General features: G+C 38.6%; 13 protein-coding genes and 2 pseudogenes. 5 read left to right on the forward strand and 10 right to left on the reverse strand.

The features are described 5' to 3' along the window. Positions 1–189: 189 nt before the first annotated feature. The 4 genes from L647_RS0123335 to L647_RS0123350 all read right to left on the reverse strand — a co-directional run bounded on the left by L647_RS0123335 (position 190) and on the right by L647_RS0123350 (position 4951). Complete coding sequence (locus L647_RS0123335; protein WP_024613112.1) at positions 190–915, reverse strand: YebC/PmpR family DNA-binding transcriptional regulator; 726 nt, start codon at positions 913–915, stop codon at positions 190–192. A gap of 145 nt (positions 916–1060) precedes the next feature. Continuing rightward, a complete protein-coding gene (locus L647_RS0123340; protein ID WP_024613113.1) occupies positions 1061–1678 on the reverse strand; it encodes an HAD-IA family hydrolase in 618 nt (205 codons plus the stop codon). A gap of 337 nt (positions 1679–2015) precedes the next feature. Further along, positions 2016–2504 (reverse strand): DUF6702 family protein, encoded by a 489-nt coding sequence (locus L647_RS0123345; RefSeq protein ID WP_029880603.1) that lies wholly within the window; start codon positions 2502–2504, stop codon positions 2016–2018. After that, positions 2504–4951: a M1 family metallopeptidase gene (locus L647_RS0123350; RefSeq protein WP_024613114.1), complete on the reverse strand. Its 2448-nt coding sequence runs from the start codon at positions 4949–4951 to the stop codon at positions 2504–2506. The genes L647_RS0123345 and L647_RS0123350 overlap by 1 nt, the downstream gene beginning before the upstream one ends. A gap of 694 nt (positions 4952–5645) precedes the next feature. Here L647_RS0123350 and L647_RS0123360 point away from each other — a divergent pair. The 4 genes and pseudogenes from L647_RS0123360 (at position 5646) to L647_RS01000000124895 (ending at position 11477) form a co-directional block, all read left to right on the forward strand. Then, positions 5646–5882, forward strand: coding sequence for a hypothetical protein (locus tag L647_RS0123360; RefSeq protein WP_024613115.1), 237 nt, complete (start codon positions 5646–5648; stop codon positions 5880–5882). 78 nt (positions 5883–5960) lie between these two features. Continuing rightward, complete coding sequence (locus L647_RS0123365; RefSeq protein ID WP_024613116.1) at positions 5961–7208, forward strand: exonuclease SbcCD subunit D C-terminal domain-containing protein; 1248 nt, start codon at positions 5961–5963, stop codon at positions 7206–7208. Continuing rightward, complete coding sequence (locus L647_RS0123370; RefSeq protein ID WP_024613117.1) at positions 7205–10855, forward strand: SbcC/MukB-like Walker B domain-containing protein; 3651 nt, start codon at positions 7205–7207, stop codon at positions 10853–10855. Before L647_RS0123365 ends, L647_RS0123370 begins: the two co-directional genes overlap by 4 nt. Positions 10856–10873: 18 nt before the next feature. Then, positions 10874–11477: pseudogene (locus tag L647_RS01000000124895) on the forward strand (class I SAM-dependent methyltransferase). Between the two features lie 5 nt (positions 11478–11482). Here the strand turns inward: L647_RS01000000124895 and L647_RS1000000126085 are convergent. Further along, positions 11483–11653 (reverse strand): hypothetical protein, encoded by a 171-nt coding sequence (locus tag L647_RS1000000126085; protein WP_158001083.1) that lies wholly within the window; start codon positions 11651–11653, stop codon positions 11483–11485. Between the two features lie 99 nt (positions 11654–11752). Next, entirely contained in the window at positions 11753–12358 is a 606-nt protein-coding gene (locus L647_RS0123385) for a short chain dehydrogenase (RefSeq protein ID WP_024613118.1), read from the reverse strand. A gap of 147 nt (positions 12359–12505) precedes the next feature. Here L647_RS0123385 and L647_RS0123390 point away from each other — a divergent pair, with 147 nt between their 5' ends. Next, positions 12506–13387, forward strand: a complete 882-nt coding sequence (locus tag L647_RS0123390) for a LysR family transcriptional regulator (protein WP_024613119.1) — start codon at positions 12506–12508, stop codon at positions 13385–13387. Between the two features lie 147 nt (positions 13388–13534). Here L647_RS0123390 and L647_RS0123395 read toward each other — a convergent pair whose 3' ends face one another. The 4 genes and pseudogenes from L647_RS0123395 to L647_RS1000000126700 all read right to left on the reverse strand — a co-directional run. Further along, positions 13535–13927, reverse strand: a complete 393-nt coding sequence (locus L647_RS0123395) for an ACT domain-containing protein (protein WP_024613120.1) — start codon at positions 13925–13927, stop codon at positions 13535–13537. A gap of 209 nt (positions 13928–14136) precedes the next feature. Continuing rightward, positions 14137–14694: a sugar O-acetyltransferase gene (locus L647_RS0123400; protein WP_024613121.1), complete on the reverse strand. Its 558-nt coding sequence runs from the start codon at positions 14692–14694 to the stop codon at positions 14137–14139. 98 nt (positions 14695–14792) lie between these two features. Beyond that, positions 14793–15353 (reverse strand): hypothetical protein, encoded by a 561-nt coding sequence (locus tag L647_RS0123405; protein ID WP_024613122.1) that lies wholly within the window; start codon positions 15351–15353, stop codon positions 14793–14795. 1 nt (position 15354) lies between these two features. Further along, positions 15355–15442: pseudogene (locus L647_RS1000000126700) on the reverse strand (DUF188 domain-containing protein); the annotation flags it as partial.

Genomic DNA, 15442 nt, shown 5'->3' on the forward strand with positions numbered 1-15442 from the left:
TAAGTACTAAACCAGCTTTTAAGCTGGTTTTTTATCGCCTAAAATTAAAATAACAGCACTTTTATGACATTTTTAAAATATATATTCAAATAAACATAACGAGCATGAATATTTAACATTTATTCAAACGTAAAAAAGCGCATTTTGCACACACAAAACACGCTTTTTTATAGTTTTAACAGCTTAGATTTAGTTTTTTATAATCGCATTGTGATAAATATTTTGTACATCGTCACAATCTTCAAGCATATTTATAAACTTATCAAAATTAGCAATAACGTCTTCATCTTCAATTTCAATATTAACTTGAGGAATAAACGTAATTTCGTCCACTTCAAAGTTAATGCCTTCAAATGCGCCTTCAAGAGCTGTTTTAGCTTTAAAGTATTCTGTTGGTGGTGCAAATACCGACACTTTACCGTCCTCGGCTTCAACATCGCTTACATCAACATCTGCCATCATTAAGGCTTCTAGTACAACTTCGTCGTCATCGCCCGCAAAGCCAAGTACCGCATAATGATCAAACATATGTGCTACACAACCAGGTGTGCCAATTTTTGAGTCTGTTTTAGTAAAGGGTAAACGTACGTCTTTAATAGTACGATTTGGATTGTCGGTTAAACAATCAACAATAACCATGCAATTACCAGGGCCATAACCTTCGTATCGTGCAACAGAGTAATCTTCCCCTGCTCCACCGGCTGCTTTCTCAATTGCTTTTTCGATAACGTGCGCGGGAACTTGATCTTTTTTTGCTTTTTCGATTAGGCGGCGCAGTGTTTGATTTACTTCTGGATCGGGTTCGCCATTTTTTGCAGCAACGTAAATCTCTTTACCATACCTTGAGTTTACTTTTGTTTTTGCATTAGCCGTTTTGATCATAGAACTTTGACGAACTACAAATGCTCTGCCCATTTTGTGCCTCTAATGAATACGTTACGTTTTGCGGTATTTTACCAACTCAAAACGTATAGGGCTAGCTCTGCAATGGGCAAAACTTGATTAATAAAAACTTTTATAACTACATACTTATTTCAGAATAAATGAAATAGCACGCTATTTAACATAACTCTATTTTTTCTGAATAACTATCGACTAATCCCACTAATTCAAAAAAGTCATGTAAAACGTAATCAGCTTGAGCTGCATAAGTTGGCGTTATTTCTGGAGCATATAAACACGCGCGCATATTTGCATTATGTGCAGCTTGAATATCGTAAAGGTAATCGCCCACATATAATAAATTTTCAACACTAATATTCCAAAGTGTGGCAATTGCATTTAAAGCACTTGGATCTGGTTTTGCCGGTGCATCACTTCTTGTTAAAACAGTATTAATAGGCAGTGGATTATTTTGCAGCTTAATTGCAGCTGCCTTATCAAAATTACGAGTGACAATAGCCATAGGAATTCCTCTGGCTTTTAATGCTTCTACCGCTTCGCTTACGCCAGGTAAAATACGAGCATGCTGCGCATCAACTAATTCGTGCTGATGAACTATATTCATTGCCTCTTCGCGCATATAAGGGGAAGGAAGCTGTGCAATGTAATCAAGTAAATCTTGTTCACTTGGGCAACCAATTTGTGCCTTTATTAGTGAAAAATCTAATTCAGAAGATACTAAGGTCCCATCTAAATCAAAAATAACACCATAAATAGCTTCTATCTGAGTGGTCATATCAATCCTTGAATTTTATAGTAATCAATTAAATATACTTTAAACATAAAATGCTCTACTGCTTATACCCAACTAATGGGAATAAATGACACCAATTATATTTTTAATAATGCGATAAACACATCAATCTATTGATAATAAACTAAAAATAAAAAGTTTAGTCCATATTTATAGATTGCGCAAAACAAGGGAAATATACAATACTAAACACTTAAAATTTACGTAAATTTACATATAACAGATCAATTATGAACATGACTTAAATGGAAGAAAAAAATGCGCGTATATTTAATATACGCGCATTATGAGGAAGGTATTAGTTAACTAATTGTTAACTTTACTCAAAGCGAGCTTCAAGCCAAGTATCGTCTTGAGCAAAGTTTAAAGTTTTAATTTTACCTTTGCCCTCAACATTAACCATATTCACTTGAGACGGCCACAAATCACGCAGTGCACCGTTACTCATTCTAATCCCTTCAATATCTTTAGGGATCGGCGCTTCTTGGTAAACCCAAAAAAACTTACCATCAACTTGTGCTCCAACAAAGTTAAGCGGTAAAGGTTTACCATTTAACGTTTGTAATGCCACATGTGATTCAACATACTCAGCAAAGCGTTGCTGATCGTCTTTATTATTAATGATATCGATTTTGCCTTTAAACAATGTTCCTACGGCATGTTCGGTATCGTGTAAATAAAAACGATGCATTAACTCAATGTTGTGCGTACGTTTATTAAAAAGCACCGTTGTAACTGACGATTTTAGCTGATGCGCCATGCTCGGCGCAGCAACTAAAAAACAAACAATAATAAGCAAAAAGCGCATTATTGCTGCTCCTCACCGTCATCCTTTTCGTCTTCTTTCTCATCGCTTTTAAGCTCAGTTTTAATATCTTGCATGATATCGCGACTCACTTTAGCTTTACTCTTTTCCTTTTTAAACACTTCAATACGTGAAGGAATAATGCGGCGTGGGTAGTTATTGTTTTCAACATCTACGTCAGCTGTTTCCCAACCTGGATCGACAGTAACCGATACAAGCGGTTTGTTTTTATCAGTAATAATTAGCTTTTGAACGTTTTTGTAATTACGACGCCAAATTTCAGCTGGAATGTAACGATCTTCTTTGCTGCCATCTTCATATGTTAACTCAAGCAAAATAGGCATTACCAAACCACCAAGGTTTGAGAATTCCATTACATAATAGTTTTTATCTTCTTCCAAAGCACGTTCAAGCGTTTTGCGCTCCCACGGCTCAAGCCCTTTTAAAAACTTGTTGTACGAGTTACGTTCTTTATTGGTGACAGTAAAGCGATCGTTCTCATCATAAAAATCGGTAACATCAGGATTTTGCTCAACCCATGTTTTTTTACCTTGTGCGCGGTTACGCTCAACAAATAACGATGTAGGCTTGTCTGCTTCAATATCACGTAGACGGTTGTAATCAATATCAGGGTTTTTAGTATCTAAGCGCAATTGATACACTTTATCTACAGAGATATCTACATGGTCTGTGGTGTAAAACCAGCCACGCCAAAACCAATCTAAATCAACACCCGATGCTTCTTCCATAGTACGGAAAAAATCTGCTGGGGTAGGGCGCTTGTATTTCCAACGCTGAGCATACTCTTTAAAAGCAAAGTCGAATAAATCACGACCTAAAATAACTTCACGTAAAATATTAAGTGCTGCAGCAGGTTTAGTATAAGCATTAGGACCTAAACGTAGTACGCTGTCTGACTGAGTCATAATTGGCACTTGGTTTTGTGACTTCATATAGCTCACTATATCGCGAGGCTCAACGCCCCAAGGAATAGTAGGATCCCATTCACGACCGGCAACGCCATCTAAAAAGCTATTTAAGCCTTCATCCATCCACGTCCATTGGCGTTCATCTGAGTTAACAATCATTGGAAAATAAATATGACCCACTTCATGAATAACTACGCCAAGTAAAAAGCGTTTTTCAGCTTGAGAATAAGTACGTGTACCATCATCTTGTAGCTTAGTACGCGGACCATTAAAGGTAATCATTGGGTATTCCATACCGCCAACAGGGCCATTAACAGATTGAGCTGTTGGGTATGGATAATCAAAAGAATACTTAGAGTACACTTCCATTGTGTGTACTACCGCTTCAGTTGAGTACTTCTCCCATAAGTCGCCACCTTCTTTAGGGAAAAACGACATAGCCATAACTAAAGGCTGAACGTCACCACCTTGTTGATAGCCTTTTGCATCCCACATAAACTTACGAGAAGACGCCCAAGCAAAGTCACGTACGTTTTGCGCTTTAAAGTGCCACGTTTTAGTTTTGTCAGTGCCTTCTTTTTCGTTTTCTAGCGCTTCTTCTGCGTTAACAATAAACACAGGGCGCTTAGATGTTTCAGCTTGCTTTAAACGTTTGCGCTGAGTACTTGTAAGTACTTTGCTCGCGTTATCAAGCTTACCAGTAGCCGATACAATGTGATCTGCAGGAACGGTAATTTCTACATCGTAATCACCAAACTCAAGCGTAAATTCACCAGAACCCAAAAATGGTTTGTTTGTCCATGCTTCATAATCGGTATAAGCGGCTAAGCGAGGAAACCACTGAGCAATTAAGAATATATCGTTGCCATCTTCTTCAAAATGCTCGTAACCAGAACGTGCACCTACAGCATCTTCTTCAACAATGTTGAAGGCGAAGTTCATGCTAAATTCTACTTCTTTACCTGGTTCTAATGGCTCGTTTAAATCAACGCGCATTAAAGTATCAACAACAGTTACACGCAGCTCTTTACCGTCTTCGTCTTTAACACCACTAATAGTGTAACCAAGTTCGTTGTCGCTCATAAATTGCTGACGACGTAGCTCACCTAAACTTAATTTAGCTGGTTTTTGAGCTGGTAAGCTTTCTAAAGTGCTTTTAAATGTTTTTGTTGTTTCGGCAATTGAATCACTTCTAAAAATATTTTGATCTAACTGTAACCATAAATATTTAAGCGTATGCGGTGAGTTATTTTTATATTCAATATTTTGGCTACCGGTAATACGATGCTTTTTTTCATCTAGCTTTACATCAATATCGTAATTAACACGTTGCTGCCAGTATTTTTCACCTGGTTCGCCAGCCGCACTACGGTAAACATTTGGTGTTGGCAAAGCTTCATCAAGTTGACGAAACTTATCAACATAAGAACCTTTTGTTTGCTCAACTGAAGACGCCATAACTGCACTCGACATTGCCAATGGCAATACAAAAGCGCTCAGCGTAAGAACTGTTTTTTTCATTGTTAGTCCTGATAGATTTTAGTAGGCGTACTTTGACAAAATAATGACTATTGTTCAATAAATTAACGACAAAGTGCAGCTTTTATAAGGTGGTATTCACTAACGTTTTACAGCTTTTTATTATGTATAAAACTATGACTAAAATAAACGGGAGCAAAACTGTAAAGGGGGTTTACAAAAAACACAATCACTCAGTATCAAAATAGGAACAAACAACTCGATTTATAGGGTTCATCCCTAATTCATTACAACAAACTACAGTGTAGGTATGTTTGTTAACTTAGATTAACTTCAAATTACATTAGTAAAAAAGAGAGACTGCTATGAAATTTTATATTGTTAAAAAAGATCAGCAGCTCGAAGCTATTCCAGCTGAAGAAGAATTGCTTGAAAGTTACCAAAATAATAACTAAAAATACGTAAATATAGTGTCGGCATGTAACAAACAGGATGCGCTAAAACGACTCCCATCTATGCAAAAAAGTAATAAGAAATGGGTTATTATTGGCGTAAATATTGCCGTAGTATCAATATTTTTAACTATTTCTACCATAAATTAAAAATAGTTAATTTATTGGTTGATCTTTGGTGCCATTTGTATTTAAAATCGCCCACCTTTTTATTTGAGGCAAATAAACTCGTCACGTTTATCCTCAAATTAATATCGATTACTAGCAAGAAATGCGGTGGGCTTATGGATTTTTATATCCTAAAAAAACAACAAGAACTAATTGCTATCCCGGCAAATGAGAACAACTGTAAACAGTATCTCGATTCTGGTTATTTTTACATTGATAAAGTAGCAGCTTGTAACGAAACTAATGCGTTAAAAGTTTTACAAACAAAGCAAACTAAAACCTTAAAATACCCTTTAGTGATGGCACTTTTAGCATTACCTGTGGTTTTTGTTAGTTGGTATAGTTTAACCTAGCACTAATGCAGGCTCTGGGCTTGCATCTTTAAATGTCTTGGGTATATTGGCGCTCTTATGGTTTTTTAAGAGCGCGAAATGAAAGTCCTTCACACCTCAGATTGGCACCTTGGCCAACAATTTTATGAACACGACCGCCGTGTAGAACACCAAGCCTTTTTTACCTGGTTATTAGCCACACTAGTTGAGCAACAAATAGACCTACTTTTAGTTGCTGGCGATATTTATCATACTGCTACACCAAGCGCTAATGCCGAAAACCAGTTATACCAATTTATCAAAGACGCTAAAATAGCGTGCCCACAACTGCACGTAGTTATTATTGCGGGTAACCACGACTCTGCAAATCGTATTCTGGCAGCCAAACCATTACTAGCACAGTTTGATACACACGTAGTAGGCCGCTTTGATGCTGCAACACCTGATGAAACTGTTATTACCATAAATACCAATGGTAAACGCGCTGTAATCGTTGCCATGCCATTTTTACGCGCAAGTGATGTAAGTTCACTTAACCAAACTGAAAATGGCCCTAGTTACGCACAAGGCGTTACAAAAGCTTACGAACTTGCGCTAGAACAGGCAGCTAATATAAATGAGCAAAACTCACCATTAATAGTTATGGGTCATTTACACGCAAAAGGTGGCGATATTTCTAGTGATTCTGAGCGTAACTTAATAATAGGTGGTGAAGAGTCTATTTCAGCCAATGTATTTGGGAAACACGCAAACTACGTCGCCCTTGGGCATTTACACAAAGCACAACAAGTCGCTAAAAGCGATGTTATTCGCTACAGCGGTACGCCTATTCCGATGTCGTTTGCAGAGCGTAATTACACACACCAAGTAAATGTTGTTGAGTTTATTACTGATGAAAAACAACACATTAGCACAACTGTAAACCCCCTTTACATTCCGCGCTCAGCTGATGTAATTATTTTACCAAAAGGGGAGTGTGTGCCATTAACCGATTTGTGCGAGCAAATTAAAGCCCTCGACACCACACAAAATACAATAGCGCCTTATTTACGTGTAAAGCTTAAATCAAGCGATACCGACACCACTTTTAGAGAGCAGATAGAACAAGCACTTGAAGACAAGCATATTAAATTTTGTGGTATTGAACGTGTACGTGAACAATCGACTCAAAATGACGACAGCACCGTATTTGAAGATTTAAGCGAAGTTGAAATGCTCAACCCGCTTAATTTATTAGATCAAGCATTCGCAAACGATAAAGACATGGCAGGACAAAATGTACCTGATGAGCTAAAGGCACTTTTGAATGACGTAATAAACGAGCTTACGGAGCAAGAACAACTATGAAAATAACCGCAGTTCGTATTCATAATTTAGCCTCCATTGTTGATGCAGAAATAGATTTTACTCAAGCCCCATTAAAAGACGCAGGCTTGTTTGCCATAACAGGCGATACCGGCGCTGGTAAAAGCACATTTTTAGATGCTATTTGTTTAGCCCTTTATACTAAAACAGCACGCTTACGTGGTGATAAAGGAAACTTAATAGAGTTTAACGGCGACAGCATTAAGCTTAATGACGCACGTAATTTACTGCGCAGAGGTACATGGGAAGGTTATGCCGAGGTAGACTTTTTAGGGCAAGATAAACTGCTTTACCGTGCGCGCTATACAATTGCACGAACTCATAAAAAAGTAACAGGTAAACTAAAAACACCAGAGCACACATTAGTAACTCTGCCAGACGAAACCCTAATAGCCGATAAAAGCCAAACAATAAAAGAAGTAGAAAGTAAAATAGGGCTTAACTTTGAGCAATTTTCCCGTGCTGTACTTTTAGCGCAACACGAATTTGCTGCATTTTTAAAAGCCACTGGCGATGAGCGAGCACAACTTTTAGAGTGCTTAACAGGCACCGATAAATTCAGCCGTATTGGACAACGTGTATTTGAACGCAACAAAGAGATTAAAGATAAGTTTGAATTACTTAAAGCAAGCTTAGCCAGTTACACTTTACTTAGTGAAGATGAATTAATAGAAAAACAAGTTACGCTTGAAGAACTAAAAGAGCTAATTCAAATTACTAAAAAATCGCTCACCAGCACAGAGCAAGATCTAAATTGGCACAAGCAAGCTAATACCTTAGAGCAAGCACTAAAACAAGCTCAGCAAAACCAACAAAATGCCAATAGCGAACTTGAAGCCATTGCTAAGCAAAGTGAACAAGCTAAACAAGCACAAAACACGCTTGAAATTAAAGATAACCGTAATCGTTTTAAAAGCTTAACCGCTCAAAATAATGAATTAGATACACAAATAAGCAATTTAAAAAGCATTGATCACACTTTGTTAATTACAGAGCATGCTAATACGCTTAAAAAGCAGCAAAGCGAATTACAAACAGCTAAAGAGCAAAAGCAAACCGCTGAACCGATTATTGCTAAAGCGCGCGAGCTCGACAGCAATATTGCTTTGCAAACCCAAACGGTAAAGGGTACTGAGTCACAAATAAACAAAGAGCAAACTCAACTTGATGAGCTCAAACAACAGTTTAAGCAAAGCAGTAACGAGTTAGAACTTGCTAATACCGACTCAACTAAAAGCCAGCAATGGCTTAATGAACATACACAGCTGAACGTTTTAGCAAAAGACTGGAGCTACTATCAGCAAAGCTTTACTACTTATTTAAGTGCGCAGCAGCAATTAACAGCAAATCTTGTGCAAAGCCAAGCTCTTAATAGTGAGCTTACAAATCAGAGCGATCTTTTAAATACACAAAATAATAAAGTGCAGCAGTGCGAGGCGTTACTTAATGGTGAGAAATCAACTTTACAGGTATTAGATAATCAGCTTACTGAATTTAATGCAGAGCATTGTGATGTACAGCTAAAGAGTATTGATTACTTAAAAGAGCAACGCGAGCGTTATGGGCAATTTAACGCAGAACTTAAACAAAGCACGCAACGCCAACAAGTGCTCAACCAGCAGTTAAATGAAAGCCAGCAAGCTCATGCTTTACTTAATCAAAATTTAATAACCAGTGAGCAAGCGCTAAAAGGCAGCGAGTACGCACTTAACCAAGCGCGCTTAAGAGCCAGCGAAAACGTTGAGCATTTACGTACTGAGCTTCGCCCTAATGAGCCTTGTTTAGTGTGCGGTGCAACGGAGCACCCGTACGCGGTAAATCAAAATCAGCAATTAAATAACTTAATTACTGATTTTGAAAATGCTTTTAATACCGCCAAAAAGCAATTTGAGAATGCACAAAGCGAGCTGCATAAGCACCAAACTCAACATGCTGTATTAACCGCAGAGCAAAAACAACTTGAGCAAGTAATACAAACAGCAAAAGCTAAACAGCTTGATATTAAAAATACCATGCAAGGCGCACGTACCGAGCTTAACGACTTAACAGCCGATCAGCTTGAGGTCACTTATAAGCAGTTAACGGAGCAAAAAGCGCAGTATTTTGAGCAACAAAAACGCCAGCGTACACTGCAAACCAAAGTAAATGAGCTACAAGCAGCACTTAAAGCAGAGCAGCAAGCACAGCAGCAGCTTAGTAATAAACAGCTTGAGCTTACACATAAGCAAAACCAAATAACGAGCAAGCATAGCGAGCTAAGTGCGCAAATTAGTGAGCTCGGTACAACGCTTAATAGTCAATTTGAAAACAGTGATTTTTGGCAACAACTACAAGCCAGTACGCTTGAGCTTACCCAGTTGCACGAGCAGGTTACGCAGTACCAGCACACTCAAACGCAACTTGAGCAAAGCCAAAAACGTCAAGACACAGCTAATGAGCAAATAAAACAACTTACCCCGCTTATAAGTAAAAGGGACCAATCGTTAAAAGCACTAAGTGAAGAGCTCATAAAAGCTAAAGCGCTATTAAGCACTGTACAAAGTGAGCGCTTAGCATTATTTAATAATGAGCAAATAAGCGCAGACGACTACCAAGCAAAACTCACAAGTGAGCAAGAGCAAATACAATCGCTGGTTCAAGCAAGTCAAAAAGCACATGACGATGCTATTAAGCAGCGAGACGAGCATGCTATAACGCTTAAAAACGCAGAGCAACGCTTAATTGAAAACAGCCAAGAGCTAGCAACGCTTGAGGCACGTTATAACGAGTGGTTTACCGACTTTAAAGCGCAATTTAGCAATGCAACGCACGAACAGGTCAAAATTTTACTAACGCTTAGTAGCGATGTTATTAAAGCGCATTTAAATCAGCACGAGCAGTTAACTCAAGCGCTAACCGATGCAAATGCCGCATTAAAACAGCAACAACTTACGCTCGATAAACACAACACCAGCGATAAACCAACGCAAAGTGCAGAGGCTTTAAATACTCAACTAAGCAGCTTAAACGAGCAACAAGCGCAGCTGCAAAGTTTATTACTGGCAACCAATACGGCGATTGAGCAGCATAACCAAAACGCAAAGGCGCTTGAAGGTAAGCAAGCTGAGCTAACTACGCTCAAAACACAGGTTGAACAGTGGCACTTACTCAATAAAGTATTGGGCGATGCAACTGGTAAAACCATGCGTAATTTAGCGCAAACACAAACCTTAAAAATATTACTGCACTACGCAAATAGTCATTTAAAAACGCTCAATAAACGCTACGAATTAACGGCAATAGCGCAAACACTCGACATTGCGATTATCGACCGCGATATGGCAGACGAGCAACGCTCTGTTAATACGCTCTCGGGCGGGGAGTCATTTTTAGTTTCACTAGCGCTTGCACTTGGTTTAGCATCGCTTTCGTCAAACAAAGTGCAAATCAATTCTTTGTTTATTGACGAAGGGTTTGGTACGTTAGATAGCGAAACCCTCAGCATTGCAATGGACGCACTTGATTCACTGCAAGCACAAGGTAGAAAAGTAGGCGTTATATCGCATGTAAGAGAAATGAGCGAACGTGTAGCGACTCAAGTACACGTAGCCAAAAAGCCAGGTGGATATTCCACAGTTGAAGTTATATAGCTATTAGGGAGTTTAAAAATGCCAACATTTACAGGCGAACAAGCAACACAATACGATAGCCGCATAACCCGTTTAGTCCCAGGTTATGAGCTATTACATCAACTAACTAACGCACAGCTACAAGCAACGCTAAGCGACAATGCACATATTTTGGTAGTTGGGGCAGGCACAGGTAAAGAAGNCAGCCGATATGCTAGCAATTGCAAAGCAGCAATTTGATGAGCAGGGCATAGCAAGCCGCGTTACTATTCATAATGGCTCTGTTGATAAACTATCAGTTAAAGCCGATGCCGTTTTATGTTTATTAGTCATGCATTTTGAACAAGATAATGGCGATAAAAAACAGTTATTAAAAGCAATTAAAGGCAGTCTTAAAAAAGACGCTCATTTATACATTGCAGACTTAATGCGAGTTGAAACACCATTTGAACGCGAAGCACAGCTAACAACGTGTGCACAGCTAGGTTTAACCGATACAGGTAAAACACAAATGGGTCACGATCTAGAAAATGAGTTTTACCCACTTGATAGAATGCGCTTTAGCGAACTGCTAAACGAGTGCAAATTTGGCATTCCCAAACTGTATTTTAAAGCGCTAGGTTTTAGTGGGTATGTAGTTTAGTTTATCTATCTAGAAGAATGTGGCTTACACCACTGAACTGTGTGCTTATGGCGCGGTATAGTTTTACATTCTTTATTAGAGTCGGCACCTGGCTCGCTAGCATATTGCGAGCTTGGCGCTACATTGGCGCAACCTGCAGCCAATAATATAGCAAATACGGGTATTAATTTTTTCATCTCATCACCTATTAAAATATGTTTTAAAGCGCTTTGCAGTTACTGTAAATACAAAGCGCTTATTAGTTTGCTAGCATCTCTCACCACTATGTTGGGTAGTTATGCATCTACAAAAATAACTTCGCCAGTAATAAAGCCATCAACCGAACGCTCAAATGCTTTACCTACAAGCTTGCCTGGTACTGGCTGAAAACCTGGCATCATCTCGCCGTATACGTCCCATGCTTCTTCAAGTACGGTAGGGTTAACCACATTAATACGTGTGCCACGTGGCATTTCAAGCGATACACATTTAACAAACGTATCTATTGCACCACTGGTTGTTGCATCGGCAATAGCAAACGGAATCGGCTTAACGTTTAAAATACCGCTAATTAGCGTAAATGAGCCGCCATCGGCAATGTATTTTTGACCAATGCGCACAAGGTTAATTTGCCCCATCATTTTGCTCATAATAGTGCTCATCCACTGGGCTTCACTCATATCTGCAAACGTTTCGTACTCACATAAACCTACCGTATTAACTACGGCATCAAAATGGCCTACTTTTTCATACAGCTCGGTAATTGATTGCTCGCTGGTAATATCAACAATATGATCTACATCGCCCGAGCGACCCGCTGTAATTACTTTATGCTTAGATAAACCGGTTAATGCCGCTTGGCCCATTTTACCTAGTGCGCCTATTAAAATTACTGTTTTCATTGTTTGCTCCAATCATTCAATTTAGTGTGTAGGAGCATATTAAGGGGGTATCTCAACAATTAGAAACAACCCTTTTATGTAAGTGATACAAGATAATTTGGTTATGTGATAAGTTAAATATTATTACTAAGCAACACAGGTAGCAGTATGAGCAAGTTAGACCGATTAGATATAAAACAATTGCGTATTTTCCAAGCGCTCATCCGCGAAAAAAATGCCTCAAAAGCAGCGAGTAAATTGGGCTTAACCCAACAAGCAGTGAGTGAGCAACTAAAAAAGCTACGTGATGTATTTGACGATCATTTGTTTTTAAGAAAAACCAATGGCTTTGTGCCCACGCCCTACGCTGAAGAATTGTCGGTAGATATAGACAAACTATTAAACGACTTTCAGGCATTATTAGCACCTAAAATATTTGACCCAAAAACAATTAACGGCACCTTCGTAATAGCCGCTACCGACTACGCACAGCAAGTTGTTTTACCAGCATTAGTTAAATTACTCCGGGCACAAGCGCCAAATTTAAAGCTTATAATAAGAGACTTCGAGCTAGACAGCCTGCACGATTTAATGGAAAGCGGCAAAGTAAACCTAGCTATTGCATTTCCTGACTATATCCCAAGTACTTATCCCATTATTAAGTTATTTGAAGAGCAACATATTTGCGTTACCTCGCCGAATTCTTCAATAGCGGGGACTAAGCCAACGCTTGCACAAATAGCCAGTTACCCAAGTATTATTGCCTCGCCTTCGCGTCCAAATTTTAAAGGGTCTATTGACGATTGGTTTAAAAGCTTTGATTTAACGCGTAACGTAGTGGTGTCGGCACCGTGTTTTTCTATTGTGCCGATGTACCTAGAAACTACCGACTCTATCGCGTTTTTACCCTCACGCGCAGTAAGCTCAGAGCTAGTAAAAATAGAGCTGCTACAGTTACCTGCGCCGTTTGACGTAATAGCCGCATGGCATCCGCGCTACAATAAAAACCCGCTTCATAAATGGGTAGTATCAAAGTTGGTGGTTGAGTGATTTGAGAGTTATTATTTGTAATAAAAAATAAAGCGGTTTTAATAAAGCTTTTAAGACAAGAGCATTATGAAACGTAGATCGATTAAGTGAAGCGCCACCCGTCGCTCTAATATCAACATCACTCAGCATGTTGCTGTGCCAGCAATCCTAACCAATCTCTCCAAGTGCTTTCATCGCGGCTTGTGCTTTGTTTGTTTGTACGAAAATGTGGTCGTGATAAAACGCAGCTACCACATTAGCACTAATACCATGCTCAGTGAGCTTTGCAGATACCGCAGCGGTTAACCCTACCGCTTCAAGGCTTGAATGCACGTTAAGAGTAATTAAATTATATTTACTCTCAAAGGTAATACCTGCTTTATCGGCGGTTTCAGCTTTTAATATAAGAGTTAGGCCTTCTTCTTCTACAAAAGTAGCAAGTGGCTCTAAATGAACATAATCAGCGAGCTTTCCTGCCAAGCAACAAAAAATATACTCGCCTTGCTTAAGCTCTGGCTGCATTGATTTTAATAATTGGTTTAGATCTAAAATTCCGGCCATGGTCGCTCCTATTAACCCTATTTAATTCACGTAGGTAAGTCTATTTTCTAACTGTTTTTTAATTAAACTACTATCTCGTATAGCTATTATATTTTCGACAATATTCCAAACACCGACCAATTTGTAAGGCTCTATTGGCGATTGGTTTAAGCTTAAATATTATAAAAGGAGTAAGTTTAAAGAGTCGCTTAGTTTTTAAGTTGAGCAAATTAACTTTCAATCATTTTTATTATTTTTGCAGGATTCCCACCTATAACAACGTTATCGCCAAACGATTTTGTAACAACAGCACCCGATGCAACAACTACATTATTACCTAAAGTAACGCCTGGATTTATGACTGCATGACCACCAATCCAACAATCATTTCCTATTGTTATTGTTTTTGCATATTCGAGCCCACTTCTTCTATCAATTGGGTTTATAGGGTGTGTAGCGGTATAAATTCCAACCTGTGGTGCAATAAAGCAATTGTTACCAATATTAACTTCCGCAGCGTCTAAAATAACGCAGCCAAAATTAGCATAAAAATTTTCACCTACATGAATATTTGACCCATAATCACAATTAAATGATGACTCTACATGAACTTGTTTTCCTGTTGAGCCAAATAACGCATGTATAATTTGAGCTCTTTCATCCAAATGAATAACACTTGTTTGGTTTAGCGCTTCCGTTTTTAAGCTAGCTTTTAATCGTAATTCAATAAGCTCAGGGTCACTTGGGTCATAATACTGACCAGATAGCATTTTTTCTTTTTCTGTCATAATTTAAAATCCAAATAATATATTTTTTATAAGTGGCAGATTCAGCTTTTAAGCTAAGCACCACTACCTTTGTTTAGTGCGTGTGCATTTAGTTACTTTTAACTATTTTTTAGTTGTGCAACTAGCTCGCTAAGCCTAGCTATTTTTATATTACTTAGCTGCCTGTAATCAAAATACGGGCATACTATAATGTTGTTGGCTGTATCTATTGCAAATTCGTCGTCAAGCCACTCAAATTGCGCATTAAGCTTATCTTGTTGGAGTAAGCTTTTAGCGTGCATACGCCCGGCAATTATATGTAGTTGGTTTTTATTATTTGAAGCTTTATCTGTACAAGTAACAGTAATATTAGGCGCGCTAAATAGCAGGGCGGTTTTACTACTTTTTTGCAGTAAAAACTCATCGCGATATTGCTGCCAAGTAGGCGCTTGTTTAGCAAATGAATAATGCTCGCTTGGTAGGGCAAACAATACTTTGGCGTATACGTTAAATACTTTTCGCCAACCATTACCACAGTGCTGGTTTATGCTATTTATTTGCTCATTTATAACAGGCTCAAGGCATTCGAGTGTTTCAAAAAATGGCATTGGCGGCGCTTTTGCTACATACACAGCAACGCTAAATTGCATATCGCCTAAGCCAACTAATTGGGTATTCAAACTAGTTAGCCTTGTTTTGAGCTAAAATTCGATCAAGGTTATTTGCAAAGTTTTGACGGTCGGTTTGACTAAGTGGAGGCGGCCCGCCA

It is taken from the genome of Pseudoalteromonas sp. TB64 (assembly GCF_000498095.1).
Classification (GTDB): Bacteria; Pseudomonadota; Gammaproteobacteria; order Enterobacterales; family Alteromonadaceae; genus Pseudoalteromonas.

What these genes read in the sequence shown, in the direction of transcription:
- L647_RS0123335 (WP_024613112.1), bottom strand. Translation starts at nt 915, where the DNA reads ATGGGCAGAGCATTTGTAGTTCGTCAAAGTTCTATGATCAAAACGGCT.
- L647_RS0123340 (WP_024613113.1), bottom strand. Translation starts at nt 1,678, where the DNA reads ATGACCACTCAGATAGAAGCTATTTATGGTGTTATTTTTGATTTAGAT.
- L647_RS0123345 (WP_029880603.1), bottom strand. Translation starts at nt 2,504, where the DNA reads ATGCGCTTTTTGCTTATTATTGTTTGTTTTTTAGTTGCTGCGCCGAGC.
- L647_RS0123350 (WP_024613114.1), bottom strand. Translation starts at nt 4,951, where the DNA reads ATGAAAAAAACAGTTCTTACGCTGAGCGCTTTTGTATTGCCATTGGCA.
- L647_RS0123360 (WP_024613115.1), top strand. Translation starts at nt 5,646, where the DNA reads ATGGATTTTTATATCCTAAAAAAACAACAAGAACTAATTGCTATCCCG.
- L647_RS0123365 (WP_024613116.1), top strand. Translation starts at nt 5,961, where the DNA reads ATGAAAGTCCTTCACACCTCAGATTGGCACCTTGGCCAACAATTTTAT.
- L647_RS0123370 (WP_024613117.1), top strand. Translation starts at nt 7,205, where the DNA reads ATGAAAATAACCGCAGTTCGTATTCATAATTTAGCCTCCATTGTTGAT.
- L647_RS1000000126085 (WP_158001083.1), bottom strand. Translation starts at nt 11,653, where the DNA reads ATGAAAAAATTAATACCCGTATTTGCTATATTATTGGCTGCAGGTTGC.
- L647_RS0123385 (WP_024613118.1), bottom strand. Translation starts at nt 12,358, where the DNA reads ATGAAAACAGTAATTTTAATAGGCGCACTAGGTAAAATGGGCCAAGCG.
- L647_RS0123390 (WP_024613119.1), top strand. Translation starts at nt 12,506, where the DNA reads ATGAGCAAGTTAGACCGATTAGATATAAAACAATTGCGTATTTTCCAA.
- L647_RS0123395 (WP_024613120.1), bottom strand. Translation starts at nt 13,927, where the DNA reads ATGGCCGGAATTTTAGATCTAAACCAATTATTAAAATCAATGCAGCCA.
- L647_RS0123400 (WP_024613121.1), bottom strand. Translation starts at nt 14,694, where the DNA reads ATGACAGAAAAAGAAAAAATGCTATCTGGTCAGTATTATGACCCAAGT.